Annotated in this window: 22 protein-coding genes and 1 pseudogene; 13 read left to right on the plus strand and 10 right to left on the minus strand. The window is 70.9% G+C overall.

Annotated features, from left to right (window positions below; genetic code table 11):
- The first annotated feature begins 85 nt into the window (after positions 1–85).
- From OHT77_RS20135 to OHT77_RS20170, 8 genes and pseudogenes are all read left to right on the plus strand, one after another.
- Positions 86–1,699, plus strand: a complete 1,614-nt coding sequence (locus OHT77_RS20135; protein ID WP_328829933.1) for a subtype B tannase — start codon at positions 86–88, stop codon at positions 1,697–1,699.
- 231 nt (positions 1,700–1,930) lie between these two features.
- The gene (locus tag OHT77_RS20140; RefSeq protein WP_328829934.1) at positions 1,931–3,187 is read left to right on the plus strand and encodes a flavin-containing monooxygenase; all 1,257 of its coding nucleotides are present in this window, start codon (positions 1,931–1,933) and stop codon (positions 3,185–3,187) included.
- 125 nt (positions 3,188–3,312) lie between these two features.
- A complete protein-coding gene (locus OHT77_RS20145; RefSeq protein ID WP_328829935.1) occupies positions 3,313–5,538 on the plus strand; it encodes an acetate--CoA ligase family protein in 2,226 nt (741 codons plus the stop codon).
- Positions 5,535–6,338 (plus strand): enoyl-CoA hydratase/isomerase family protein, encoded by an 804-nt coding sequence (locus tag OHT77_RS20150; protein WP_328829936.1) that lies wholly within the window; start codon positions 5,535–5,537, stop codon positions 6,336–6,338. Before OHT77_RS20145 ends, OHT77_RS20150 begins: the two co-directional genes overlap by 4 nt.
- A gap of 113 nt (positions 6,339–6,451) precedes the next feature.
- Positions 6,452–6,946 (plus strand): nucleotidyltransferase domain-containing protein, encoded by a 495-nt coding sequence (locus tag OHT77_RS20155; RefSeq protein ID WP_328829937.1) that lies wholly within the window; start codon positions 6,452–6,454, stop codon positions 6,944–6,946.
- A 40-nt stretch (positions 6,947–6,986) separates the two neighbouring features.
- Positions 6,987–7,531, plus strand: a pseudogene (locus tag OHT77_RS20160) (SMI1/KNR4 family protein).
- Positions 7,532–7,837: 306 nt separating this feature from the next.
- Positions 7,838–8,443, plus strand: a complete 606-nt coding sequence (locus OHT77_RS20165; RefSeq protein WP_328829938.1) for a flavin reductase family protein — start codon at positions 7,838–7,840, stop codon at positions 8,441–8,443.
- 116 nt (positions 8,444–8,559) lie between these two features.
- Entirely contained in the window at positions 8,560–8,853 is a 294-nt protein-coding gene (locus OHT77_RS20170; RefSeq protein ID WP_328829939.1) for an SCO0607 family lipoprotein, read from the plus strand.
- 3 nt (positions 8,854–8,856) lie between these two features.
- Here the strand turns inward: OHT77_RS20170 and OHT77_RS20175 are convergent, their stop codons facing one another.
- Entirely contained in the window at positions 8,857–10,212 is a 1,356-nt protein-coding gene (locus OHT77_RS20175; RefSeq protein WP_384870180.1) for an MFS transporter, read from the minus strand.
- Between the two features lie 72 nt (positions 10,213–10,284).
- Between OHT77_RS20175 and OHT77_RS20180 the strand changes: the two genes are divergently transcribed.
- Positions 10,285–11,328 (plus strand): GlxA family transcriptional regulator, encoded by a 1,044-nt coding sequence (locus OHT77_RS20180; protein ID WP_328829940.1) that lies wholly within the window; start codon positions 10,285–10,287, stop codon positions 11,326–11,328.
- A 117-nt stretch (positions 11,329–11,445) separates the two neighbouring features.
- Here the strand turns inward: OHT77_RS20180 and OHT77_RS20185 are convergent, their stop codons facing one another.
- The 3 genes from OHT77_RS20185 to OHT77_RS20195 all read right to left on the minus strand — a co-directional run bounded on the left by OHT77_RS20185 (position 11,446) and on the right by OHT77_RS20195 (position 14,670).
- On the minus strand, positions 11,446–12,495 hold the full coding sequence (locus tag OHT77_RS20185) for a Zn-dependent alcohol dehydrogenase (protein ID WP_328829941.1): 1,050 nt from the start codon (positions 12,493–12,495) through the stop codon (positions 11,446–11,448).
- Positions 12,495–13,643 (minus strand): acyl-CoA dehydrogenase family protein, encoded by a 1,149-nt coding sequence (locus tag OHT77_RS20190; RefSeq protein ID WP_328829942.1) that lies wholly within the window; start codon positions 13,641–13,643, stop codon positions 12,495–12,497. The genes OHT77_RS20185 and OHT77_RS20190 overlap by 1 nt, the downstream gene beginning before the upstream one ends.
- Before the next feature lie 109 nt (positions 13,644–13,752).
- Positions 13,753–14,670: an SDR family oxidoreductase gene (locus tag OHT77_RS20195; protein WP_328829943.1), complete on the minus strand. Its 918-nt coding sequence runs from the start codon at positions 14,668–14,670 to the stop codon at positions 13,753–13,755.
- 95 nt (positions 14,671–14,765) lie between these two features.
- Here OHT77_RS20195 and OHT77_RS20200 point away from each other — a divergent pair, with 95 nt between their 5' ends.
- The gene (locus OHT77_RS20200) at positions 14,766–15,701 is read left to right on the plus strand and encodes a cyclase family protein (protein WP_328829944.1); all 936 of its coding nucleotides are present in this window, start codon (positions 14,766–14,768) and stop codon (positions 15,699–15,701) included.
- Between the two features lie 339 nt (positions 15,702–16,040).
- Here OHT77_RS20200 and OHT77_RS20205 read toward each other — a convergent pair whose 3' ends face one another.
- The 4 genes from OHT77_RS20205 to OHT77_RS20220 form a co-directional block, all read right to left on the minus strand.
- On the minus strand, positions 16,041–16,511 hold the full coding sequence (locus OHT77_RS20205) for an ATP-binding protein (RefSeq protein WP_328834286.1): 471 nt from the start codon (positions 16,509–16,511) through the stop codon (positions 16,041–16,043).
- Between the two features lie 510 nt (positions 16,512–17,021).
- Positions 17,022–17,924 carry an acyl-CoA dehydrogenase family protein gene (locus OHT77_RS20210; RefSeq protein WP_328829945.1) on the minus strand — a complete coding sequence of 301 codons (903 nt, stop codon included), beginning with the start codon at positions 17,922–17,924 and terminating at the stop codon, positions 17,022–17,024.
- A gap of 1 nt (position 17,925) precedes the next feature.
- Positions 17,926–19,059: an acyl-CoA dehydrogenase family protein gene (locus tag OHT77_RS20215; protein ID WP_328829946.1), complete on the minus strand. Its 1,134-nt coding sequence runs from the start codon at positions 19,057–19,059 to the stop codon at positions 17,926–17,928.
- Positions 19,059–20,255, minus strand: a complete 1,197-nt coding sequence (locus tag OHT77_RS20220) for an amidohydrolase family protein (protein WP_328829947.1) — start codon at positions 20,253–20,255, stop codon at positions 19,059–19,061. The genes OHT77_RS20215 and OHT77_RS20220 overlap by 1 nt, the downstream gene beginning before the upstream one ends.
- A gap of 86 nt (positions 20,256–20,341) precedes the next feature.
- On the opposite strand from OHT77_RS20220, the gene OHT77_RS20225 reads away from it, so the two are divergent.
- Positions 20,342–21,859, plus strand: coding sequence for a class I adenylate-forming enzyme family protein (locus OHT77_RS20225; protein ID WP_328829948.1), 1,518 nt, complete (start codon positions 20,342–20,344; stop codon positions 21,857–21,859).
- Here OHT77_RS20225 and OHT77_RS20230 read toward each other — a convergent pair.
- Together OHT77_RS20230 and OHT77_RS20235 are read right to left on the minus strand one after the other, a co-directional pair.
- On the minus strand, positions 21,838–22,350 hold the full coding sequence (locus tag OHT77_RS20230) for an EF-hand domain-containing protein (RefSeq protein WP_328829949.1): 513 nt from the start codon (positions 22,348–22,350) through the stop codon (positions 21,838–21,840). The two genes, OHT77_RS20225 and OHT77_RS20230, sit on opposite strands and share 22 nt — an antisense overlap.
- 121 nt (positions 22,351–22,471) lie before the next feature.
- Positions 22,472–22,858 carry an STAS domain-containing protein gene (locus OHT77_RS20235; RefSeq protein ID WP_328829950.1) on the minus strand — a complete coding sequence of 129 codons (387 nt, stop codon included), beginning with the start codon at positions 22,856–22,858 and terminating at the stop codon, positions 22,472–22,474.
- Between the two features lie 325 nt (positions 22,859–23,183).
- Between OHT77_RS20235 and OHT77_RS20240 the strand changes: the two genes are divergently transcribed.
- Together OHT77_RS20240 and OHT77_RS20245 are read left to right on the plus strand one after the other, a co-directional pair.
- On the plus strand, positions 23,184–23,765 hold the full coding sequence (locus OHT77_RS20240) for a sigma-70 family RNA polymerase sigma factor (RefSeq protein WP_328829952.1): 582 nt from the start codon (positions 23,184–23,186) through the stop codon (positions 23,763–23,765).
- Positions 23,766–24,151: 386 nt separating this feature from the next.
- Positions 24,152–25,339, plus strand: coding sequence for a zf-HC2 domain-containing protein (locus OHT77_RS20245; RefSeq protein ID WP_328834287.1), 1,188 nt, complete (start codon positions 24,152–24,154; stop codon positions 25,337–25,339).
- Positions 25,340–25,373 lie beyond the last annotated feature (34 nt).

A 25,373-nucleotide genomic window follows, 5' to 3' on the forward strand; every position in this document is an offset into this window, starting at 1 on the left:
GCCACGGAGCGGTCGGGACGACGCGGTCAGGAAGACGAGAGGCAGCACGGTGAAGCACAGGGCAGTGAAGCGCAGGACGGTAGTCATGGGCATCGGCGCGACCGCCGGTGTCGCGGCGGTCGGCGGCATCGCGCTCAACGCGAACGCGTCGAGCGACTCGAAGTCGGCGTCCTCGTCGTCCGCGGGCTCCCTGGTCTTCGACCCGGACGCCTTCACGAAGCTGACGAAGACGATCACGGACACCGCGGGCACCGAGCACACGGTCGTCTACCACTTCTGGAAGGCGATCACGTACGTCGCCAAGCCGGTCGACGCCACCTACCAGTCCCTGATCGTCAGCGCCCCGGTGGAGATCGACGGCAGGGCGGTCGACGCGAGCGACGCGCCGATCCTGTTCGCGAACTCCGTCGGCGGCTACCTCCCCGCCTCCGTGTCGACCGCCACCGAGGTCGGCGGCGGCGGTTCCGCGATGGGCGGCGGCGCGGCCCCCAGCGGCGCCCCCACGGGCTCGACCGGCGGTTCGGCCGCCCCGAGCGCCTCCGCGTCCGCCCCCGGTGCCAACGGCAACACCAACGCCACCGGCGGCGCCACCTCCAGCAACCAGCTCCTCGCCCTGGCCGCCGGCTACGTCGTCGTCGAGCCCGGCGCCCGCGGCCGCACCCTCAAGAACTCCGGCGGCGAGTACTACGGCACCGCGCCCGCCGCGATCGTCGACCTCAAGGCCGCGGTCCGCTACATCAAGGCCAACAAGGGCCGCATCCCCGGGAACGTCGAGCGGATCGTCTCCGCGGGCACCAGCGCCGGTGGCGCGCTGTCCTCGCTCCTCGGCGCCTCCGGCGACAGCCCGATCTACGACCCCTACCTCAAGGCGCTGGGCGCGGCCGACGCGTCCGACGCGGTCTTCGCCACCGGCGCCTGGTGCCCGATCACGGACCTGGAGCACGCGGACGGTGCCTACGAGTGGAACTGGGGCGCCAACGACCTGAGCACCGGCAAGCCGGTCGACCAGACGGTGTCCAAGGCGCTGCAGGCCCAGTTCGCCGAGTACCAGGCCGGTCTGAAGCTGCGGGGCCTCGGCGGCTTCGGCCCGCTGAACGCCCGCAACCTCGACGAGTACATGGTCAAGCAGTACCTGGAGCCCTCGGCGACCAGGTACCTCGCGGCCCTCTCGGACACCGCCCGCGCGACCTACCTGAAGGCCAACACCTTCATCACCTGGTCCGGCGGCAAGGCCACCTTCACCTGGACCGACTTCCTCACCCATGTCGGCGCCCGCAAGAAGGACGCCCCCGCGTTCGACGCCTTCGACCTGTCGGCCGGCGAGAACAACGAGTTCGGCACGGGCAAGACCCTGGCCCGCCACTTCACGGCGTACGGCGCGAAGAACGACTCAACAGGGCTGAGCGGCAAGCGTGTCGCGAGCGACATCCCGGCGAAGCTCGACCTGATGAACCCGATGCACCACCTGGTCGAGAAGGTGAACCCGAACCGCTCGAAGCACTGGTGGATCCGCCTCGGCACCAAGGACTCGGACACCGCGCTGACGGTCGCCGCGAACCTCGCCGCCCGCCTCGACAACCTGGGCGACGACGTGAACCACCTCTACTACTGGGACGAGGGCCACGGCGCCAACACCGACCCGGGCGACTTCATCACCTGGATCGCCCAGGTGACGGGCCACAAGGCCAAGCACAAGTAGGCACCGCCACCGACCGAGCACCGCCACCGACCACGACGCCGAGCCCCACCGCACACCCTGCCGGCTCGGCGTCGTTCCCGTCTCCCGGCCTCCGCGCCGCCCGACCGCATCCCACAACCAGAGCGCCTACGCCAGCGACTTCACCCTCACCTCCACACCCGTGATCAATCCGCAACCAATTCCGGGCTTGACCGAGACCCATCAACGTAGTGCGTGATTACGCTCGCGCTCATGGCCGACTCCACAGCGTCCCCGAACCTCGCGGCGCAGAACCACGCAGACCGTCCCGTGTACGTCATCGGCGGCGGTCCCGGCGGTCTCGCCGCCGCGTACGCGCTGCGCGCACAGGGCATCCGTGCCGTCGTACTGGAGAAGTCGGACCGGGTCGGAGCCTCCTGGCGCAGGCACTACGACCGCCTGCACCTGCACACCACCCGGCGGCTCTCGGCGCTGCCCGGGCTCGCGATACCGCGCCGGTTCGGCCGCTGGGTCTCGCGGGACGACGTGGTGCGCTATCTGGAGAAGTACGCCGAGGTCCACGAGCTGGAGATCGTCACCGGCGTCGAGGTCTCCCGCGTCGAGCGCTCGGCCGACGGCACCGGCTGGCTGCTGCACGCCACCGGCGGCCGTGAGCTGACCGGCCGCGCGGTCGTCGTCGCGACCGGCACCAACCACACGCCCCGCATCCCCGACTGGCCCGGCCGCGACACCTACACCGGCGACCTCGTGCACGCCGCCGACTACCGCAACGCCGAGCCCTACGCCGGCCGTGACGTCCTGGTCGTCGGCATCGGCAACACGGGCGCGGAGATCGCGGTCGACCTGGTGGAGGGCGGCGCGTCCCGCGTCCGCCTCGCCGTCCGCACGGCCCCGCACATCCTGCGCCGCTCGACCGCGGGCTGGGCGGCCCAGTACACGGGCGTTCTCGTACGACGGCTGCCGGTCGCCCTGGTCGACCGGCTCGCGGGGCCGGTGGGCAGGCTCAGCGTGCCGGACCTGGCGGCGCAGGGGCTGCCGCGCCCCGACACCGGGCTGTACAGCCGGGTCAAGGAGGGGTCGATCCCGGTGCAGGACGTCGGGCTGATCGACGCCGTGCGCAAGGGGCGGGTCGAGGTGGTGACGGCGGTGGAGAGCTTCGAGGACGGCAAGGTGGTCCTCGCCGGCGGCGACCGCATCGGCCCCGACGCGGTGGTCGCGGCCACGGGCTACCGCCGCTCCCTGGAGCAACTCGTCGGCCACCTGGGCGTGTTGGACGCACGCGGCAAGCCGGTCGTGCACGGCGCGGACACCCCGAAGGACGCGCCCGGCCTCTACTTCACCGGGTTCACCAACCCCATCAGCGGCATGTTCCGCGAGATGGCGATCGACGCCGAGAAGATCGCGAAGGCGCTCGCCAAGGAGACCCGGAAGGAAGCCAGGAGAGCGGCCAGGAGGGAGGCCAAGGAGGCCTCGAAGAGCGCCCGGAAGGGTGTGCCCGCCGCCTCCTGACCCGGGGTCCGTCCGTTCTTTGCGTGCACGACAGTTCCTGACGCACTGTCAGTTCAGTAATCTGACAGTGCGTCAGTTATTTGCGCTGTCACGACTGTCACGTCACACAGGAGCGGGGCGAACCGATGCTTGGATCAACCCACGGCACCCTCACCACCGACTCCCGCCGGGCCCGGGTCATCGCCTGCGGTGAGCAACCCGGCCCCGCCGTCCACGGCAGGCCGGCCGACGTCGACGATCTCGACGTCAGCGGGCGGCCGTTGTACGCCGGCGTCCCCGACCTGGACCGCTTCTTCCGCCCCGAGTCGGTCGCCGTGATCGGCGCCTCGGACGCGGAGGGCCGCCCGAACACCGGCATCACCCGCCAGCTCATGGCCTGGGCAGGGCGGGTGGGCGCCCGGCTCCACCCGGTCCATCCCACCCGTACGGCGGTCTTCGGCGTCCCCTGCTTCCCGTCCGTCGCCGATCTCCCCGAACAGGTCGACCTGGCCGTGGTGCTGGTGGCCGACCCGCTCCCGGTGATCGAGCAACTCGCCGAGGCGAAGGTGAAGTTCGCGGTCGCCTTCGCGTCCGGGTTCGCGGAGACCGGCGAGGAGGGCGCGCAGGCGCAGGCCCAACTCGCCACCGCGGTGGGCCGATCGGGCCTGCGTCTCCTCGGTCCGAACACCAACCTCAACGCCTTCGAGCACTTCCGCGAGGACCTGGACGGCCCCGCGATCGCGCTGATCACCCAGTCCGGCCACCAGGGCCGCCCGGTCTTCGCCCTCCAGGAACTCGGCATCCGCCTCTCCCACTGGGCCCCCACCGGCAACGAAGCCGACCTGGAGACAGCCGACTTCATCTCCTACTTCGCCGAGCGCCCCGAGGTCGGCGCCATCGCCTGCTACGTCGAGGGCCTCAAGGACGGCCGCTCCTTCCTCCTCGCCGCCGACCGCGCCGCCCGCCGCCAGGTCCCGGTGGTCGCGGTGAAGGTCGGCCGCACCGAGACCGGCGCCCGCACGGCCGCCTCCCACACCGGCAAACTCACCGGCGCGGACACGGTGGTGGACGCGGCGATGCGCCAGTACGGCGTGATCCGCGTCGACGGCCTGGACGAACTCCAGGACACATCAGCCCTGTTGGCGCGGGCGAAGCCTCCGGTGGCCGAGGGGGTCGTCGTCTACTCGATCTCCGGCGGCACGGGCGCCCACTTCGCCGACCTGGCGAGCGAGGCGGGACTGCGGCTGCCGCAGCTGTCGACCGCCAAGCAGGCCGAGCTCCACGAGTGGATACCGCCGTACCTGAGCGTGGCGAACCCGGTCGACAACGGCGGTCACCCCGTGGGCGACTGGCGCGGGCGGAAGATCATCGACGCGATCCTGGACGACCCGGAGGTGGGGGTGCTGGTCTGCCCCATCACGGGCCCGTTCCCCCCGCTGAGCGACAAGCTGGTGGAGGACCTGGTGGCCGCGGCGGAGGAGACCGACAAGCTGGTGTGCGTGGTGTGGGGCTCACCGGTGGGCACCGAACCGGCCTACCGCGAGCGCCTGTTGGGCTCGTCCCGGGTGGCCACCTTCCGCACGGTCGGCAACTGCATCACCGCCCTCCGTGCCTACTTCTCCCACCACCGCTTCGTCCACGCCTACCGCTCCCCCTTCGACGAGGCCCCCCGCGCCCTCTCCCCCTCCTTCCGCAAGGCCCAGGCCCTGATGCGCCCGGGCCAGCAGCTCAGCGAGCACGCGGCGAAGCAGCTCCTGCGGGCGTACGGGATCCGGGTCCCCCGCGAGCAGTTGGTGACCAGCGCGGCGGCGGCCGTACGGGCGGCCGGGCTGGTGGGCTACCCGGTGGTGATGAAGGCGTCCGGCGGGCAGATCGCGCACAAGACGGAACTGGGCCTGGTGAAGGTGGAACTCACCTCGGCGAGCCAGGTCCGGGACGCGTACCGGGAGTTGACGGACATCGCGCGGTACGAGGACGTGACGCTGGACGGGGTCCTCGTGTGCCAGATGGTCGAGCGGGGCGTCGAGATGGTCGTCGGCGTCACACAGGACGAACTCTTCGGGCCGACGGTGACGGTGGGGCTGGGCGGAGTGCTGGTGGAGGTCCTGCGGGACGTGGCCGTACGGGTGCCGCCGTTCGGGGAGGAGGCGGCGCGGGACATGCTGGGTGAGCTGCGCGGCCGCCCCCTGCTGGACGGGGTGCGGGGGCGCCCGCCGGCCGACCTGGACGCCCTGGTGGAGGTGATCCTGCGGGTGCAGCGCATGGCGCTCGAACTGGGCGATGTGCTCTCCGAGTTGGACATCAACCCGCTGATGGTGCTGCCCCGGGGACAGGGCGCGGTGGCGCTGGACGCGCTGGCGGTGTGCCGATGAGCGCTCCGACGGCCGAGGTCATGCACACGGTCGCGGGCGGCGTCGCGTACCTCACCCTCAACCGCCCCGAGGCCCTGAACGCGATCACCCCGGCCCAACGGGACGTCCTGATCGGGCTGTTGGGCGACGCGTCGGCCGACCCGGCGATCCGGGCGGTGGTCCTCACCGGCACCGGGCGCGGCTTCTGCGCGGGCGCGGACCTGCGGGGCGGGGGCGCGTCGACCGGTGCCGAACGAGTCGCCGGTGACGTGGCCCGGATGATCCGCCTGGGCGCGCAACGCCTGATCGCCGCCGTCCTGGACTGCGAGAAACCGGTGATCGCCGCGGTCAACGGCACGGCGGCGGGGCTCGGCGCGCATCTCGCCCTGGCCTGCGATCTCGTCCTGGCCGCGGAGTCCGCGCGGTTCATCGAGGTGTTCGTCCGACGCGGCCTGGTCCCGGACGGCGGCGGCGCGTATCTGCTGCCACGCCTCGTCGGCCCGCAGCGCGCGAAGGAGCTGATGTTCTTCGGCGACGCGCTGACCGCACCGGAGGCGGAACGGCTCGGCCTGGTCAACAGGGTCGTACCGGACGGGGAGTTGGAGAAGACGGCCCGCGAATGGGCGGAACGCCTCGCCACCGGCCCGACCCGAGCCCTCGCCCTCACCAAGCAGCTCGTCAACGCATCCCTGGACTCCGACCGCACCACGTCGTTCGCGGCGGAGGCGACGGCCCAGGAGATCAACATGACGACGGAGGACGCCCAGGAGGGCGTGGCGAGCTTCGTGGAACGGCGGAGCCCGGAGTACCGGGGGCGGTGAGACGGGGGAGGGGCGGCTCAACGGGGTCAGTCGAAGGGCCGTTCAAGGGACTCCACCGGAGGGATGTTCAAAGGGTTGGCGTGTCCGGGGTGGTCGCTTCTAGCGTGTCCCAAGTGACGCGTGCCGATGAGGTGTTGTTCGTCCTGGAGCTGCTGCGCCGAGCGGAGGCGGACGTCTGGATCGGCGGCGGCTGGGGCATCGACGCCCTGATCGGCGAGCAGACCCGGGACCATCGCGACCTGGACCTGATGCACCGCCGCGACCAGGAGGCCGAGGTGTTGGCGGCCCTCTCCGCCGAGGGTTTCGTCGAGACCCTGGACTGGCGCCCGATCCGCTTCGTCATGACGGCTCCGGACGGCCGCGAACTGGACCTCCACCCCCTGACCTTCACCGCCGACGGCTCCGCGACCCAGGCCTCCCCCGACCCGAAGCACCCCTTCACCTATCCCACCACCTGCTTCGTCACCGGCACGATCAACGGCACACCGGTCCCCTGCCTCTCCGCCGAGCAACAGGTCCACTTCCACCAGGGCTACGACCCGACCCCCCACGACCACCACGACATGGCCCAACTGCGCCGCGCCTTCGGCATCACCACCCACTTCTGACGCACGCCCGCCGCCCTGGTCGCGTCGCTAGTCTGTTCGCGTGACACCGAACGAGGACCGCCGGTTCCCCGCCCCGCTCGCCGCCGCCATGGCGGTACGGCTCGACCTTCGCGGCGAGGACGACGTCGACTTCGAGCCCTTCGAGGCGTTCCTGTCCGCCGACGAGACGACCGACTGGTTCCGGGCGTGGACCGGCAACGGCGAGGTGGACGGGGACGGCTTCCGGGTGTTCGGGCAGGACGGGACCGGGGGTATGCCGCGTTCTGGCTGGTCCGCCCGGGGCGCCCGCTGGTCGAGCAGCCCGTCGTGTTCCTGGGGTCCGAAGGGGAGATCGGGGTCGTCGCCCGCGATCTGGACGCCTTCCTGTGGTTGCTGGCCGACGGCTCGGGCCCGTACGAAGCGGCCGCCTCCTACGAGACCGAGCAACGGCTCACACCCGACGTGGCCTCACGCCCCGTCCCTGAACTGGCCGCCGTGGCAGCCCGGTTCGCGCCCGAGCGTCGTACGACCGCGGCCGTCGTGATCGCGCAGGCCGCGGGGGAGTTCCCCGGCTTCGACGAGGTCATCGTGAAGCTGATCCGGTGACCTCCACGCGGGAACCGGGGCGTTGTGCGCGTCAGTCCAACAGCCCGTCGTAGTCCGGGAGTACCGGCGGCAGTCGTTCCGAACAGCACTGCCGGGAGTCGGCGAGCGGGAGGTGACCCGGGGGGTCCATGAGGCGACGCGACCCCCACGACCTGACCGCCAGTCCCTGAATCCGCCCAGCACAGAGCCGATCCGGGGGCGCCTCGGAGCCGACTCGGGCCCGGCTCGGGTCGGCACCCCGGATCGGATGCGGAGGGTGTCGTACCCCTTCCTATCTGATGATCCGTCAGCTTCAATGGGGTGGTGATGGGACACGCAGGGGCGGCAGCAGCAGCCGTCCGGTACCTCAGGTCGGCCGGAAGCGCTCCGGCCGCGCAGCCTGTCGAGGCGCTGCCGCGGCCGGAGCTTCGGTGCGTCACGGACGACGAGCGGGCACCGGTCGACCAGGGTCAATTCCGGCGCGTACTGGGCACGTTCGCGACCGGCGTCACCGTGATCACCGCCCCCGCGGGCCCCGGCGAACCCGGCCCGGCCGGCTTTGCCTGCCAGTCCTTCTCCGCCCTCTCCCTCGACCCGCCGCTCGTCGTCTTCATGGTCGGCCGTACGTCCACGACCTGGCCGCGCATCGCCCGCGCCGGCGCCTTCTGCGTCAACGTACTCGGCGCCCACCAGGGCGAGTTGTGCCGCGGCTTCGCGGTCAGCGGCACCGACAAGTTCGCGGGCGTCCCGTACGACGCCTCCCCCGTCTCCGGCTCCCCCCGCCTCGCCGACGCCGCCGCCTGGGTCGACTGCACGATCCACGCCGTGCACACCGGGGGCGACCATCTGATCGTGGTGGGCCGGGTGGACGCGCTGGGTGCGGACGAGGGTGACGGAGCGCCCCTGCTGTTCCATCGGGGCCGGTTCCTCTGAGCGCTCCTGAGTAACCCGCGCTCCGGTTCTGAGCCCGCGTACTCATGAAGGTCCGCCGCGCCTCCGACAGTCTTGCTCTCAGACCGATTCGAGCATCCGACCGGGGGACCTCCACCATGAGCAAGCACACGCGAGCAGCCGTTCTCACATCCGTCCTGATATCCGCCGCCGGACTGCTGTCCGCCTGTTCGTTCTCCACCGCCGACGCCATGTGCAGTGAGGGCGAGTACCCGGTCGTGGCCGTGAACAGCACCACGGGCGGCGCCTGCGTGAAGAACGGCGACAACCCGCCGAGCGGCTACACGCGGTACCCGAAGGGCAAGATGCCGAAGCACGTCGAGGACAAGTGGGACACGTACTGGGAGACCCACACCGTGGACGAGAAGGGCAACATCAGCTCCGCGCCGTAGCCCTCACGCCACCGCGACCGCGCCCGCCCGCACGACCGGCCGCCGCCGGATCACCAGCGCCATCAGCGCCGCGACCGCGCACAGCGCCCCCGCGAGGTACCAGACCATGTCGTACGACCCGAACGCGTCCCGGGCGACCCCGCCCAGGAAGGCGACCAGGGCCGCGCCGATCTGGTGGGAGGCGAGGACCCAACCGAAAACGATCGCGCTGTCCTCGCCGTACTGCTCGCGGCACAGGGCGAGGGTCGGCGGAACCGTGGCGACCCAGTCGAGGCCGTAGAAGACGATGAAGAAGAGCATCGGCGGGTGGACGGTGGGGGCCAGCAGCATGGGGAGGAAGAGGAGGGAGATGCCGCGCAGGGCGTAGTAGACGGCGAGCAGGCGGCGGGGTTCGAAGCGGTCGGTGAACCAGCCGGAGGCGATCGTGCCGACCACGTCGAAGACGCCGATCACCGCGAGCAGCGAGGCCGCGGCCGTGATGGGCATGCCGTGGTCGTGCGCGGCGGGCACGAAGTGGGTCTGGACCAGCCCGTTCGTGGACGCCCCGCAGATCGCGAAGGTCCCGGCCAGCAGCCAGAACGGGCCCGTGCGGACCGCCTTGAACAGCACCGCCACGGTACGGCGGGCCGCGCCCGTCACCGGTTCCGGCTTCGGCACGAACTCCGTCGCGCCGTACGGCTTCGCGCCCACGTCCGCCGGGTGGTCCCGCAGCAGCAGCCACACGAAGGGCACCACCGCGAGCGCCGCGAGGGACACGGTCACCGCGGCCGGGCGCCAGCTGTGCTCCTCGACTATCCAGGACAGCAGCGGCAGGAAGATCAGCTGGCCGGACGCCGAGGCGGCCGTGAGGATGCCGGTGACCAGGCCCTTCCGTGCGGTGAACCAGCGGTTGGTGACCGTCGCGGCGAACGCGAGCGCCATCGAACCGCTGCCGAGACCCACCAACAGGCCCCAGCACAGCAGCAGTTGCCACGGCGCCGTCATCCACACCGTCAGGCCGGACCCGAGCGCGATCACGGTCAGCGCGACCGCGACCACCCGCCGGATGCCGAAGCGGTCCATCAGCGCCGCGGCGAAGGGGGCCGTCAGCCCGTACAGCGCGAGGTTGATGGAGGCCGCGGCCCCGATCGTCCCGCGCGACCACCCGAACTCCTGGTGCAGCGGATCGATCAGCAGCCCCGGCAGCGAACGGAACGCCGCCGCGCCGATGATCGTCACGAACGTGACCGCCGCGACGAACCAGGCGCGGTTGATCCGCGTACGGCTACGACGGCTGGGTCCACCGGGCGCGGGGGCGGCTCCGGAGCCGGGCTCCTCGGCGGCGCCGGGACCGGGCGTGGCATCGGTTGTCTGCGTCACGTCAATGAGCTTCGGCCATCCGCCCCCTCCCGAGCCACTGGCCCGAAGGACAGCATTCGGTAGAATCGGGCCATGAGCCGACAGCCCGAGCCGGAGTTCCGCCCCCACCGCGTCGTCGTCCTCGCCCTCGACGGCCTCCTCCCCTTCGAGCTGGGCATCCCGCACCGCATCTTCGGCCGCCCCCGGGACGCCGAGGGACGGCTGCTCTACGACGTCGTCACCTGCTCGGTCCGCCCGCCCGGCCCGGTCGACACCGACGCCGACTTCGCCATCCACGTCCCGAACGGCCCGGAGGTCCTCGCCACCGCCGACACGGTGATCGTTCCGGCGTCGTACGAACTCGGTCCCGTCTTCGAGGACGGCGTCCTCACCCCCGAACTCGCCGCCGCCTTCGCCCACATCCGCCCCGGCACCCGCCTCGCCTCCATCTGCACCGGCGTCTACGTCCTCGCCGCCGCCGGTCTCCTCGACGGCCGCCCCGCCACCACGCACTGGGCCGAAGCCGAACGCTTCCAGGAGCTGTTCCCGCAGATCGAGGTCGACGCGGACGTCCTGTTCATCGACGACGGCGACGTCCTCACCTCGGCCGGTGTCGCCGCCGGCATCGACCTCTGCCTGCACATGGTCCGCCGCGACCACGGCACCGCCGTCGCCAACGACGTCGCCCGCCGCACGGTGGTACCGCCCCACCGCGACGGCGGCCAGGCGCAGTACATCCACCGCCCGGTCCCGGACCCGCAGGTCGCGACCACGACCGCCGCCCGCGCCTGGGCCCTGGGCCGCCTCCACGAGCCCCTCCAACTCCGGGACATGGCCGAGCAGGAGGCGATGTCCGTCCGCACCTTCACCCGCCGCTTCCGCGAGGAGGTCGGCGTCAGCCCCGGCCAGTGGCTCACCCAGCAACGCGTGGAACGCGCCCGGCACCTCCTCGAATCCACCGACCTCTCCATGGACCAGGTGGCCACGAACGCCGGTTTCGGCACGGCCCAGTCCATGCGCCAGCACCTCCAGACGGCCCTGGGGGTCACCCCGACGGGATACCGCCGCACGTTCCGCACGGGAACGGGAGCCAACACCGCTTCAGCGCGCTACGGCCCGGTCGACACCCTCAACTGACCGACGGCACCCCGGCAAGATGCAGCCCCCCAAGGGGCGCGAGGAACTGCGCGACCAGCCCCAACGCCCCCGCAGCCGCCGACGATTCAGCACCCCCCGTGCTCCCGCCCGCACCCGTCAGAACGTCAGCACCCCCCGAGCCACCCGCCCCGCCTCCGCGTCCCCCGCCGCCTTCTCGAAGTCCTCGACGGGATACGTCTCGGTCACCAACTCGTCGAGCAGCAACCGCCCTTCGCGATACAGCTGGGCGTAGAGGGCGATGTCCCGCTGCGGCCGCGAGGACCCGTACCGGCACCCGAGGATCGACTTGTCCAAGTACATGGACGACACGAGGAAGGACGCCTCGGCGGTGGCCGGCGGCACACCGAGCAGCACCGCCTGCCCGTGCCGGTCCAGCAGATCCACGGCCTGCCGTATCAACTCGACCCGCCCCACGCACTCGAACGCGTGGTCCGCCCCGTCGGGCAGAATCTCCCGCACGCCTTCCGCCGACGTGAGGAAGTGCGTGGCCCCGAACTCCCGCGCCACAGCCTCCTTCCCGGGATTCGCATCGACGGCGACGATCGTCAACGCCCCCGCGATCCGGGCCCCTTGGAGAACATTGAGCCCGATCCCACCCGTCCCGATGACGACGACGCTCTCCCCCAGCCCGACCCGCGCCCGGTTGAGAACCGCACCGACCCCGGTCAGCACCCCGCACCCGATGAGCGCGGCGGAGGCCATCGGAATGTCCTTCGGTATCCGTACGGCCTGCACGGCCTTCACCACGGTCCGTTCGGCGAAGGCGGAGTTGGACGCGAACTGGTACACCGGCTTCCCGCCCCGCGTGAACGGCTTCCCCGGCCGCCCGATGGCCTGCCGGCACATGGTCGGCCGCCCCCGGTCGCACTCGGCGCAGGTACCGCAGTTGGCGAGCGTGGACAGCGCGACATGATCCCCGGGCGCGACATGGGTGACGCCCGCCCCCACCGCCTCGACGACCCCGGCCCCCTCATGCCCCAGCACCACAGGAACGGGGAAGGGTATGGTCCCGTCCACCACAGAGAGATCGCTGTGGCACAACCCGGCCGCCGAGACGGCGACCAGCACTTCCCCGGGCCCCGGCTCCCGTACCTCCAGATCGTCCACGACCTGGAGCTGCTTGCCGTCGAAGACCACACCGCGCATCAGACGACCCCCTTGGGTTCCCTGGGCAGACCGAGCACCCGCTCGGCGATGATCGTGCGCTGAACCTGGTCCGAGCCGCCGTAGATCGTGTCGGCCCGCGAAAAGAGGAACAGGTGCTGGATCAGGTCGAGTTCGTACGTCAGGGACGGCGTCCAGTCCACCGGCCCGACCGTCGCCGCGGCCCCCCGCACCTGCATCGCCAGCTCCCCGAGCCGCTGATGCCACCCGCCCCAGAGCAACTTGGCCACACTGGGAGCCCCGGCGTCACCGGCCCGCCCGAGCGTCCGCAGCGCGTTCCACCGCATGGCCCGCAACTCGGCCCACTGCCGCACGAGTCGGTCACGCAGGACGGGATCAGCCACGGCCCCCGAGGCAACGGCGGCCTCGACGACCCGCCCCAACTCCCTTGCGAACCCGATCTGTTGGGCCAGGGTGGACACGCCCCGCTCGAACCCGAGCAGGCTCATGGCGACCGCCCATCCCTCCCCCTCACCCCCCACCAGATGCTCGGCACGCGCGCGTGCCCCGTCGAAGAACACCTCGTTGAACTCGCTGGTCCCGGTCAACTGCCGTATGGGCCGCACCTCGACACGCCCCGGCTGGTCCATCGGCACCAGCAGAAAACTCAACCCCCGGTGCCGCCGTGACCCCGCCTCGGTCCGAGCCAGCACAAAACACCAGTCGGCCTCATGAGCGAGCGAGGTCCATATCTTCTGCCCGCTGACCCGGTACTCCCCGCCGTCCCGCACGGCAACTGTCCGCACCCCCGCCAGATCGGACCCGGCCCCGGGTTCGCTGTACCCCTGACACCACAACTCGTCCCCGGCGGCAACAGCAGGCAGAAATCGCCCCTTCTGCTCCTCGCTCCCGTGCGCGATGAGCGTCGGGGCAAGAAGATTCTCCCCGATATGCCCCGACCGAGGCGGCGCCCCCGACCGCGCGTATTCCTCGGCCCAGGCGACCTGCTGAGTAAGGGTCCCCGTCCGATTCCCGTACCCGGACTCCGGCCAACCCAGCCCGATCCACCCGCTCTTGCCGAGCGTCCGTTCCCACACCCGACGATCCGGATCGGAATCAGCATGCTCGGAAAGCCACGCCCGAACCTCCGCCCGGAACACATCGTCCTCGGCAGCAAACCCGAATTCCACAGGGGTCCCCTTCCAACACAGGCCAGCTCACCCACCCCAGGGGCGCGGGGAACTGCGCGACAAGCCACAACGCACCCGCACACGCCACACAACCGCACCCCTCACCCCACTAGGCGTTAGGCCGCTCCCCACCCCGCGCGGCCCGCTCCATCTCCTGCAACCGAGAAAGCATCGGCATCGGATCCACGCCCACAGACCCCGGCAGAAACTCCGCGATCTTCTCGGCCGTCCACCCGCCGGAGGCATCCGCATACGCCGCCCGCAGCTCCCGCGGCTGCGCCCACACCGCGATCTTCGGCCCGGCGACGGTATAGACCTGCCCGGTGATCCCCTCGTCCCGAGCGCGCTCGGACAGCAGATAGACAACCAGCGCGGCGACATCCTCCGGCGACCCGATCTCCGCCAATTCCATGGGAACGTTCGCAGACATCCGCGTCCGAGCGACGGGAGCCACCGCATTGGCGGTGACCCCGTACTTGTTCAGCCCGAGCGCGGCACTCCGGACCAGCGAGATGATCCCGCCCTTGGCCGCGCTGTAATTGGCCTGGGAAACCGACCCCTGGTGATTCCCGCTGGTGAACCCGATCAACGTGCCGCCCCGCTGCTGACGCATCACCGCGGAAGCCGCCCGGAAAACAGTGAACGTCCCTTTCAGATGCGTGGCGAGAACGGGATCCCACTCTTCCTCGGACATGTTGAAAAGCATCCGCTCCCGAAGAATCCCGGCAACGCACACCACTCCGTCGATCCGCCCGAACGTCGACACCGCGACATCGACAACCCGCTGCCCACCGGCCATCGTCGAGATGTCATCGGCGACGGCGACGGCCTCACCCCCCGCCGCGAGGATCTCCTTGACGACTCCCTCGGCGATCTCACTCGTGGGCGAGGCCCCGTCCATGGAGACGCCGTAGTCGTTGACGACGACCCGCGCCCCCTCGGCGGCGGCCGCGAGCGCGACGGCCCGTCCGATCCCCCGCCCCGCCCCCGTGACGGCGACAACCTTGCCTGCCAAGAAGTTCCCCATGTCCGGCCCCTCCCGCAGTTTCTGACGGTCCGTTAGATTCGACTCAGATTCTACGACCCGTCAGATGCCTGGAGACAAGCCCCGGGGAGGCCCCGATGTCAGCGCCGACACTTGGTCCGGAGTTCCACGACATCGCCAAGCGCGTGAACAACTGGGGCCGTTGGGGGTCGGACGACGAGATCGGCACGCTGAACCTGATCACCGACGAGGTGGTCCGAGCGGCCGCCGCCGAGATCCGCACCGGCCGCCGCGTCCCCCTCGCCCTGCCGCTCCAGCAGGACGGCGTCCAGACCGGGATGATCCCCGGCCGGATCAACCCGCTGCACGCGATGGTGCAGATCAACCAGGAACTCTTCGGCCCGGGCACGGTGGCGTGCAGCGACGACGCCGTGACGATGGGACTGCAGGCCGGCACGCACTGGGACGGGCTGACCCACGTCTCGCACTCCGGGAAGCTCTACAACGGCCGCCCGGCCGGCACCGTGACCCCGCACGGCGGCGCCGAGTTCAGCGGGATCGACAAGGCCCGGCACATCGTCTCGCGCGGGGTCTTGCTCGACGTGGCACGCGCGCGGGGCGTCGACCGGCTGGAGGGCGGGCACGCCGTCACGCCCGAAGACCTGGAGGCCGCCGAGGAGTTGGCCGGCACGCAGGTCCGCGCGGGCGACATCGTGCTCGTACGGACCGGGCAGGTGCAGGTGTATCTGACGGGCGACAAGCAGGGGTACGGCTATCCGTCACCGGGGCTGTCGGTCCGTACGCCGGAATGGTTCCACGCGCGCGATGTCGCGGCGGTCGCCAACGACACCCTCACCTTTGAGATATTTCCGCCGGAAATAGCGGACTTGTGGCTGCCCGTGCACGCGCTCGATCTCGTCGAGATGGGGATGCTGCAGGGCCAGAACTGGAATCTCGAAGAGTTGTCCACAGCCTGTGGACAAGAAAACCGCTACGCGTTCTTCCTCTCGGCGATGCCCGAACCTTTCGTGGGCGCCACGGGAACCCCGGTGGCCCCGATCGCCATCCTCTAGGGCAGTCCGGTTTTGACGAGGGCCGGACTTACGGTCGGATGGCGGCCCGCTGCTGCCCGCCCCGAGCACGGCACCGCGTGCCGCCATCCGACTCCGGCGTACCCGTCCTGGTCCCCCGCCCCGAGGAGACCCACGCCGAACACGACCCACACTCGCCGAGGACCCCCGTCACCGAAGCCCTCGTCGTCCCCTCGCGGCGAATCGCTGCCCACAAGCGTGACCACATGGTCACGTCGCGTCAACGCCCATCCGGGGAAATGTGCCTTAGGCCCGCTTTGTCACCGGGCGCGCACGGAAGCACACCCCGGCGCATCTCCACCCGGCACTTGCAGACAGCACCTACACGGCCTCGTACGCGAAGCCCTCGAACTCGAAGCCCTCGTACGCCGTGACACCGCCCCCGAACGCGGCCTCCCGGGGTTCGCTGTCCCGGTCCAGCTCGCACCAGATGCGCTTGCCGGTGCCCTCGGCGCTCCAGCCCCAGCGGTCGGCGAGGCCGTCCACGAGGGCCAGGCCGCGGCCGCCGGTCTCGTCACCCTCGGCGCACCGCGGCACGGGCGCCTTGCAGCTGGTGTCGGCGACCTCCAGCCGTACGGTCGCCGACTCGGTCGCCACCCCCGGCAGCGAGAGCCGCAGCACGGCCGGACAGCCGGTGTGCACGACGGCGTTGGTGACGAGTTCGGAGACGAGCAGGATCAGCGTCTCGGCGAGCGGTTCGTCGGCCTCTATCCCGGACCCGGCGAGGCGCGAACGCGCCCACCGTCGGGCTCGCCCCACCTCTGCGGGGTCGGGCCGGATCTCCAGCTGCACTTGAAGCACCTGCACCGCTCACACCATCCGAACCGGCGGACACTTAGCCTCGCGCCTCACGAGGGCCACGATCGTAGCCATTTCCTGCATGGCCAGAACAACGGCCAGAACCGGGGTCACGGAACGTGAATCCCTTGCGAGACAGCATGGTTGACGTTCAGTCACCCCAACAAGCGCTTCGGGCATATTCCAGCGCGAAGGAGTACGTGTGCGGGATACTGTGCGACGCTCGTCGCGGGGAGTCGAACAGGCAGGGGTGAAGGCCCGTTCTGCCGTACGAGCTGCGGAGCGCACCGCCTGATCCGGCGCCGCCTCACAGGCAACACCGGCATGGCTCGCACCTTGAACCACTCGCATCCCACACAAGGTACCGGAGCCCCCGGGTGACTCCAGGCCGTGACAAGTCACGCGTAGGACACAACCCGATATCAACGCTCTGTGATTGCGACATGCCACGATCCGCGACACCGTTGTCGAGCCCCTTCCGATCCCCGCAGGCAGGCGCCCCCGCTAGCTCGCGCGCCCCGCCAGATCCGCCGCGAGCAGTTCCTCACTCTCCGTGCCCCCGCCACCACGCCGAGCCCTCACCCACGCCCGTTTCAGGTGCAGATGGACCTCGGACTCCCAGGTGAAGCCCATCCCGCCATGCACCTGCAGACAGTCCCGGGCCCCGCGCACGGCCGCCTCGTCGGCGAGCAGCCGGGCCGCCGCGATGTCCACCGCGTCCCCCGTCACGGCCGCCGCGTACACAGCCGCCCGGGCCACCTCCACCCGCACCAACGACTGCGCACACAAGTGCTTGACGGCCTGAAACGCCCCGATCGGCTGCCCGAACTGCTCCCGAGTCCGGGCGTGTTGCACCGCGAGCCCACACACTCGCCCGGCCGTACCCAGCTGCTCGGCAGCGGTGAGCAGCACGGCGACAGGCTCGACCCGCGCCGGAGCCGGCACCCGGTGCACCGGCGTCAACGGATCCACCGACCGCATCGCCACGGCCCCCTCGGCCCCCGGCATCACGACATCGGCCTCGTCCAGCCACTCCACGAGGCTGCCGTCGGCGGCGGCGACAACCGCCTCCCCGGTGGCCGCGCCGGGCACCACCCCGGCCGCGAGATGCGTGGCCACCAACGGCCCCGGCACCAACGCCCACCCAAGCTCCTCGAACACCAACACGGCCTCGGGCAGCCCGAGTCCAGCTCCCCCCTCCGCCTCCGGCAACCGCAGAGAGAACACCCCGAGCTCCCCGAGGGCCGACCACAGACCCCGGTCGACAAGGGGCGCGGGGCTGTGTCCCTTGGCGGCTCCGCCGCGGGCCGCGACCAGCCACGACGGGCCGGCGGACAAGAACCGACCGACCACATCCCGTACGGCAGCCCGCAACGCCTGTTGCTCATCGGTGAGTTGAAACCGCACGTCAGCGTCCCTTCGGCAACCCGAGAATCCGCTCGGCCACGATGTTCTGCTGGATCTGCGACGTACCGGCCGCGATCGTGTACGAGAGCGAGGACAGCCGGCCCAGCACCCAAGGCCGCTCCAGATCGAGGGAGTTGGGGCCGAGGACATCCGCCGCGACGTCGTACAGCTCCTGCCGCGCGTGCGAGTACCGCAGCTTGAAGACCGACCCACCGACCCCGGGCACTCCCCCGCTCGCCTCGGCCTCACTCACGTTCCACTGGGTGAGCCGCCACAGCGCCCGGAACTCCGCGTTCAACCGCCCCAGCCGACGCCTGAGTGCCGGGTCGTCCCAACACCCGTTCCGCCGCGCCTCCGCCGCCAGCTCCCCCAACACCCGACGGCAGGCGACGACCTCCCCCACAAAGGCGGTTCCGCGCTCGAAGGAGAGGGTCACCATCGTCACCCGCCACCCGTCGTTCTCGTCCCCCACCCGATTCCCGACCGGCACCCGCACCTCGTCGAGAAACACCTCGGCGAACTCCGCGGACCCGGCCAGCGTCCGCAACGGCCGTACGGTGATCCCCGGCGCGGACATCGGCATCGCGAGCCAGCTGATCCCCCGGTGCTTCGGCGCCGCGGGATCCGTGCGGACCAACAGCTCGCACCAGTCGGCGACTTCGGCGTGCGAGGTCCAGATCTTGGAACCGCTCACCACGTAGTCGTCGCCGTCCCGCCACGCGCGCGTGCGCAGCGCCGCGAGGTCGGAACCGGCCTCGGGTTCGCTGAACCCCTGGCACCACACCTCGTCCCCGCGCAGCACCGGCGGCAGCCATCGCTCCCGCTGCTCGGGCGTGCCCTCGGCGGCGATCGTCGGCCCGGCGTGCAACAGCCCGACGAAATTGGCCCCCACGTAGGGCGCGCCCGCCTTCTCGGTCTCCTCGAGGAAGATCAGCCGGGTCGTCGGGGACGCGTCCCAGTGCACATGGCCGTACCCGGCGTCGTACAACATCCGCTGCCAGCCGAGGTCGTAGGCGCGACGGCCGGGCCAGTCGTCCGGGGACGGCTTCGCGGGGAGGGTGGGGAGCACCTTGCCCAGCCACTCGCGCAGGCGCGCCCGGAACTCGTCCTCCTCAGCCGTGTACGACAGGTCCATCACTTGTCGAGATCCAGGCCCAGCATGCGGATCGCGTTGCCCCGCATCAGCTTGTAGACGGTCTCGTCGTCGAGGCCCTTCACATGGTCGAGGGCAACTTCCCTGGTGTGCGGGAAAGTTGAGTCGACGTGCGGGTAGTCGGTCTCGAACGTGGCGTTGTCCCGGCCCACCACGTCCAGCGAGGCGACCCCGTGCTTGTCGCGGAAGAAGCAGCAGAACATCTGCCGGTAGTAGTACGTCGACGGCGGCTCGGGGATCAGGTCCCGCACCCCGCCCCAGGCGCGGTGCTCCTCCCAGACGTCGTCGGCGCGTTCCAGGGCGTACGGGATCCAGCCCATCTGCCCCTCGGAGTAGGCGAGTTTGAGGGTCGGGAACTTCACCAGGACGCCGCTGAAGAGGAAGTCCATCATCGAGGCCATCGCGTTGTTGAAGGAGAGCGAGGCCTGTACGGCAGGGGGCGCGTCCGGGGATGCGGCGGGCATCTGGGAGCTGCTGCCGATGTGCATGTTGACGACCGTGCCCGTCTCCTGGCAGACGGCGAAGAACGGGTCCCAGTAGCCGGAGTGGATGGACGGGAGTCCCAGGTAGGTGGGGATCTCCGAGAAGGTCATCGCCCGTACGCCACGTGCCGCGTTGCGGCGGATCTCCGCCACGGCCAACTCCACGTCCCACAAGGGGATCAGGCAGAGCGGGATGAGCCGGCCGCCGCTGTCGCCGCACCACTCCTCGACCATCCAGTCGTTGTAGGCGCGGACGCAGGCGAGGGCGACCTCCTTGTCGTGGGCCTCGGCGAAGGTCTGGCCGCAGAAGCGCGGGAAGGTCGGGAAGCAGAGCGAGCCCTCGACGTGGTTGAGGTCCATGTCCTTGAGCCGCTCGGCCGGGTCCCAGCAGCCGGGGCGCATCTGCTCGCGGGTGATGCCCTCCAGGGTCATGTCGTCGCGGTCGAAGCCGACGGCGGCGATGTTGCGCTTGTACGGGAACTTGAGGTCCTCGTAGATCCACCAGTCGGTGGGCGGGCCCTCCGGGTCCATCGTGATCTGGTATTTGCCTGCCACGTAGGCGAGTTCGCCGATTCCGGCGGTGAGCGGCCGCGGGCCGCGGTCGCGGTACTTCTTCGGCAGCCAGGTCTCGAAGAGGTGCGCGGGTTCGATGACGTGGTCGTCGACGCTGATGATGCGGGGCAGTTCGGTGGTCATGGGTTCCCCTCCGCCGGGACGGTACTTATCTGATGACCCGTCAGATAGCATGTCACCTGACGAGTCGTCAGCCAAGGAGGGGAACCATGAACGAGACGGCGCACTCCCTGAGTTCCTCCCGCACCCTCTGGGACCTGGTCGCCCGCCGCGCCGACCTCACCCCCGACCGCCCGGTCCTCCTCCAGGACGACCGCACCCTGAGCTTCGGGGAGTTGCGCGACCGTTCGGAGCGGGTGGCGGCCGGCCTGTACGGCATGGGTGTCCGCCCCGGCACGGTCGTCGCCTGGCAGCTCCCCACCCGCATCGAGACGGCCCTGCTCTCCTTCGCCCTGGCCCGCCTGGGCGCCGTGCAGACCCCGGTGATCCCCTTCTACCGCGACCGCGAAGTCGGCTTCGCGCTAAGGGAGTCGAAGGCCGAGTACTTCGCGGTACCGGGCGTCTGGCGCGGCTTCGACCACCGGGAGATGGCGCGGCGGCTGGGAGCACGGGGGATCTTCGAGGCGTACGACGACGCCCAACTCCCGGACGGCGACCCGGCCCTGCTCCCCGCACCGCCCACCGACGGCACCTCCGTCCGCTGGATCTACTGGACCTCCGGCACCACCTCCGACCCCAAAGGCGTGCTGCACACGGACCGTTCACTGATCGCGGGCGGCTCCTGCCTCGCCCACGCGCTCCACCTCACGGCCGACGACGTGGGCTCGATGGCCTTCCCGTACGCGCACATAGCGGGGCCCGACTACACGGTGATGCTGCTGCTGTACGGCTTCCCCGCGGTGATGTTCGAGCACTTCGCGCTGCCGGACGCGCTGGAGGGGTACCGCAAGCACGGGGTGACGGTGGCCGGCGGCTCGACCGCCTTCTATTCCATGTTCCTTGCCGAGCAGCGCAAGCAGCCCGGCGAGAAGGTCATCCCCTCGCTACGCCTGCTCGCGGGCGGTGGTGCGCCGAAGCCGCCGGAGGTCTACCACTCCGTCGTACGCGAGATGGGGGTCCAGCTCACCCACGGCTACGGCATGACCGAGGTGCCGATGATCACGATGGGGGCGCCCGACGACACCGTGGAGAATCTCGCGACGACCGAGGGACGGCCGCCGGACGGGATGGAGATACGGATCGCGGCGGGCGGGGAGGTGCGGTTGCGCGGGGAGGCCGTGTGCCAGGGGTACTTGGACCCGGCGCAGACCGCCGAGGCGTTCGACGGGGACGGTTTCCTGCGGACCGGTGACCTGGGGTTGTTGACCGGCACCGGGCATCTGATTCTCACCGGGCGGCTGAAGGACGTGATCATCCGCAAGGGGGAGAACATCTCGGCGAAGGAGATCGAGGATCTGCTCGCCGCGCATCCGGACGTCGGGGACGTGGCCGTCGTGGGGCTGCCGGACGCGGAGCGGGGGGAGTTGGTGTGCGCGGTGGTCGAACAACCGCCGGGGGCAGGGGAGTTGACCCTCGCCATCGTCACGGACTATCTCCGCGCGGAAGGGCTGTCCGTGCACAAGCTGCCGGAGCGGCTCGAGATCGTGGACGCCCTTCCGCGCAACGAGACCCTGCGCAAAGTGCTCAAGTACAAGCTGCGGGAGCGTTATTCGGGGACGGTGAAGTAGCGGGCGAAGGAGGAGACGATCTCCGCCTCGCCGACCTTGCCGTCGCTGTCCGTGTCGAGGGCGTCGGCGGCCATCGCGGCCACGTCGTCCGGCACGCCGAGGGCCTTGAGGACGCGCACGGTGTCCGCGATCGTGGCCGAGCCGTCGCCGTCCGGGTCCGCGACGTCGAGGGCCGCGTGCAGGAAGGGGCGGCCGATCTCGGCGAAGCGCTCCGGGTTGTCGCGCAGCCGCTTGACCGCGCCGTTGACGAACTCCTCGCGGCTGACGCGCTGGTCGCCGTCCCGGTCCGCGATGCCGGCCATGCCCTGCCAGAACGCCTCCGCGCCGATGTACAGGGCCTGCCCCTTGTCGGAGCGGGCCGCCGTGCCGAACTCCGCGAGCAGCGCCTTGGCCGCCGAGTTGAAGTCCTCCCGGTCGATGAACCCGTTGCCATCCTGGTCGAAGGTGGCGAACCGGGCCGCGATCCGTCGCTCGTACTCGGTGCTGACCATGTCTTTCGGGCCGCCTTACTCATGTGGGGTGCGCTTGCCAGGGAGCGTACGACGCCGAGGCGGGTCCGGGAGCGGAAAACGACGCTTGCACCACGACCGGGGAAATTCCGAAACAACGACGTCACGCCGAAAGCGGGTCCGCCGCGTCCTCGGGATCGTCCTCTGTGGCCGTCATCACATCGGGGTAGACGTCGAAGAGGCGACGCACGCCGAGGGCGCCGAGAACCCGGTTCACATGGGAGCCGTCGACGGCCCCCTGCGCGGGCAGGACCACGCGCAGATGGCCCTGGCAGGAGCGGATCAGACGGCGGACGGCGATCAGCACGCCGACCCCGCTGGAGTCGCAGAACAGCACTTCGGAGAGGTCGAGGACCAGGCTGTGCTGCCCCTCGGCCACCACGTCGTGCACCGCCTGACGCAGCACCGGCGAGGTCACCAGGTCCAGTTCGCCGGACACGAGGAGTACGGACCAGCCGCCGCGCTCGCCGTCGTTCACTTTGAAGGCCACCGTCGCGCCTTTCGCTAGCCGGAACTCCCGGAAACCGTCCGGAAACGGAAGCCGTACCTACGCTTCCTTCCAGCGCGGCTGCCCAGCGGCCGTTCCCTGAAACACCGGGGCAGAAACGGAAACCGGCCGGAAGAGGCTTGTTTTAGTCGGCTTCGATCCTGTTCGATCAGGTGTGGGCAGGGTAGGCGCAGATCCGCTACCACCTGCGTCGCTTCGGGGGCGTGCAATTGCAGAATGGGGGGTGCGCTGTCAGACGTGCCCACTACATTCGAAGAGACGGTGAGCGCACGCTTGACTCGGGCACAGGCACGGTGAAGGGGGCCGCATGGCGACGAAGGACGCACCGCCCCGTTGGGACCGCAAGATGCAGCAGCGGCTCGCGCGCGGCGAGGCGGCGGCCCTCGGTGAGCTGTACGACCGCTTCGCTTCCCTCGTGCACTCCCTCGCCCACCGCGTCCTGGGCGACGAGCGCGCGGCCGACGGCATCACCCGCGAGGTCTTCGCCCACGTCTGGGAACACCCCGACGCCTACGACCCCAAGCAGGGCCCGCTGCGTTCCTGGGTGGCCGCGCTGACGCACCGGCTCGCCGTGCAGCGGCTGCGGGCCACGGAAACGGCGGCGCTCGCGCGGGAGGGCCGCGAGAGCGAGGGTTCCGCGGAGGAGCTGGAGCGCAAGGTCCGCCGCGCCTCCGTCGCCGCCCGCGCCGACTACATCGTCACGTCCATGCCCGCCCCGCTGCGGGCCGCCCTGGACCTCGCCTACTTCCAGCGCCGTGACTACCGCCAGACCGCCGTCGACCTCGGCGTCACCGAGGACGAGGCCCGCCGCCGCCTCCGGCTCGGCCTCCAGCTCCTGTCCACCGCCCACGACGCCGGCGCGCCGCCGGGAGCGAGGGGTGGCACGTGAGCGACGCCTGGCGGGACGAATTCGACAGCTACGAGGGGCACGGGGGACACGAACGGCACGAACGGCACGAACGGCACGAACGGCACCAGGAGTACGACGGGTTCGGCGAAGGCGAGGGGGTCGTGCCCGCGCAGGGTGGGGCGGGTGAGTCCGGCAGGCCTGGTGGTCCTGAGCACGGCCGCCCTTTGAACGACGGCTCCGGGAACGGCGGTTCGGTGAACGACGACGGCGACGGCACGCGGGGTGGACCGGGCGGCAGCGGCGGTTCCGGTGGTTCCGGGAGCGGTGAGGACTCACGGGGCGAGGCCGGTGGCCCCGGCGGCGGGGGTTTCGCGAACAGCGGTGCCGCGAGCGGGGAAGGGGACGGTGAGCCGCCGCGCATTCCGATGCCCCGGGCCTCCGTCGAGGACAGCGGGCGTCCGCTGCCCGACCTCGACGCGGCCGCCTCCCGGCCCGTGCCGCTGGTGCTGGAACACCGGGTGCTGAAGGCGCTGCTCGGCGCGTGGGCGCTGGCCGCGTGCTCGGCGGACGAGACGACGGCCGTGGAGGAACACCTCGGCGAGTGCGGGGCCTGCGCGGACGAGGCGCTGCGGCTGCGCGGTGCGGTCGGGCTGCTGCACCCCGTCGAGCCGCTGGACCTCGACCCCGGGCTGCGGACGCGTGTCCTGACCGGGTCCTTCGATCGCCGGCCGCCGCGCATTCCGGTGCCGGAGTGGGCGACGCCGTACGACGCGGAGACGGCGCGGCTGGACGCGCTGCTCCAGGACATAGGTGACGCCGAGTGGCACGCGCCCGTGCGGCTGCGGTGGTTCGACGGCGTGGGGCCGACGAGCCGTCGTACGACCGTCGCCGGGGTGATCGCGCATCTGCTGACCGTCGACGGCCTGGTCGCGGCGGCGCTCGGCCTCGACGACCCGCTGACCGGGGAGACCGCGAAGCCGTCGACGCCGGCGGCGCGTACCGAGGCGTACTGGAGGTCGTCGCACTTCCCGCCGACCCGGTCCATCCGCTCGCCGTGGCGCGAGCAGAGCCACAACATCGTCCGCACGGTGTCCTTCACCGGCGGCAGCACCGGCGGACTGGCCGTGTCCTACGGCGACTTCGAGCTTCCGCTGCACGATGCGATGCTCGACCGGGCCTTCGAGTGCTGGGTCCACGCGGAGGACATCGCGGACGCGGTCGACTATCCGTACGAGCCGCCGTCCCCGCGCTATCTCAACCGGATGATCGATCTCGCCGCGCGTATGTTGCCCTCCGTGCTGGCTGTACGGCGGCAGCACGGGTTGGCTTCGCCGGTGAGCGGGCGGCATCTCGTCGGGGCGGGTGAGGCTGGGCGGAGTCTTCGGCTGGAGATCGAGGGGCATGGCGGGGGTGAGTGGCTGATCTCCCTCGACTCGCCCGGCGCGGTGGGGTCGGCCGAGCGGGAAGTCGCCCATATCGCCCTGGACGGCGTCGAGTTCTGCCATCTGGCTGCCGGCCACGTTTCTCCGGAGGAGGCGGCTGCAGGGCAGCTCGGTGACCGGGAGGCGATCCGGGACGTGCTGTTCGCCACGGCGTCGTTGAGCCGGATGTAGGGGTGGGTTGCGGGTTCGTCGGGGGGCGCGGGTG

Origin of the sequence: Streptomyces sp. NBC_00252 (assembly GCF_036187565.1) — a bacterium.
Lineage (GTDB): Bacteria > Actinomycetota > Actinomycetes > Streptomycetales > Streptomycetaceae > Streptomyces.

What these genes read in the sequence shown, in the direction of transcription:
- OHT77_RS20135 (WP_328829933.1), top strand. Translation starts at nt 86, where the DNA reads ATGGGCATCGGCGCGACCGCCGGTGTCGCGGCGGTCGGCGGCATCGCG.
- OHT77_RS20140 (WP_328829934.1), top strand. Translation starts at nt 1,931, where the DNA reads ATGGCCGACTCCACAGCGTCCCCGAACCTCGCGGCGCAGAACCACGCA.
- OHT77_RS20145 (WP_328829935.1), top strand. Translation starts at nt 3,313, where the DNA reads ATGCTTGGATCAACCCACGGCACCCTCACCACCGACTCCCGCCGGGCC.
- OHT77_RS20150 (WP_328829936.1), top strand. Translation starts at nt 5,535, where the DNA reads ATGAGCGCTCCGACGGCCGAGGTCATGCACACGGTCGCGGGCGGCGTC.
- OHT77_RS20165 (WP_328829938.1), top strand. Translation starts at nt 7,838, where the DNA reads ATGGGACACGCAGGGGCGGCAGCAGCAGCCGTCCGGTACCTCAGGTCG.
- OHT77_RS20170 (WP_328829939.1), top strand. Translation starts at nt 8,560, where the DNA reads ATGAGCAAGCACACGCGAGCAGCCGTTCTCACATCCGTCCTGATATCC.
- OHT77_RS20180 (WP_328829940.1), top strand. Translation starts at nt 10,285, where the DNA reads ATGAGCCGACAGCCCGAGCCGGAGTTCCGCCCCCACCGCGTCGTCGTC.
- OHT77_RS20185 (WP_328829941.1), bottom strand. Translation starts at nt 12,495, where the DNA reads ATGCGCGGTGTGGTCTTCGACGGCAAGCAGCTCCAGGTCGTGGACGAT.
- OHT77_RS20195 (WP_328829943.1), bottom strand. Translation starts at nt 14,670, where the DNA reads ATGGGGAACTTCTTGGCAGGCAAGGTTGTCGCCGTCACGGGGGCGGGG.
- OHT77_RS20200 (WP_328829944.1), top strand. Translation starts at nt 14,766, where the DNA reads ATGTCAGCGCCGACACTTGGTCCGGAGTTCCACGACATCGCCAAGCGC.
- OHT77_RS20215 (WP_328829946.1), bottom strand. Translation starts at nt 19,059, where the DNA reads ATGGACCTGTCGTACACGGCTGAGGAGGACGAGTTCCGGGCGCGCCTG.
- OHT77_RS20220 (WP_328829947.1), bottom strand. Translation starts at nt 20,255, where the DNA reads ATGACCACCGAACTGCCCCGCATCATCAGCGTCGACGACCACGTCATC.
- OHT77_RS20225 (WP_328829948.1), top strand. Translation starts at nt 20,342, where the DNA reads ATGAACGAGACGGCGCACTCCCTGAGTTCCTCCCGCACCCTCTGGGAC.
- OHT77_RS20230 (WP_328829949.1), bottom strand. Translation starts at nt 22,350, where the DNA reads ATGGTCAGCACCGAGTACGAGCGACGGATCGCGGCCCGGTTCGCCACC.
- OHT77_RS20240 (WP_328829952.1), top strand. Translation starts at nt 23,184, where the DNA reads ATGGCGACGAAGGACGCACCGCCCCGTTGGGACCGCAAGATGCAGCAG.
- OHT77_RS20245 (WP_328834287.1), top strand. Translation starts at nt 24,152, where the DNA reads ATGCCCCGGGCCTCCGTCGAGGACAGCGGGCGTCCGCTGCCCGACCTC.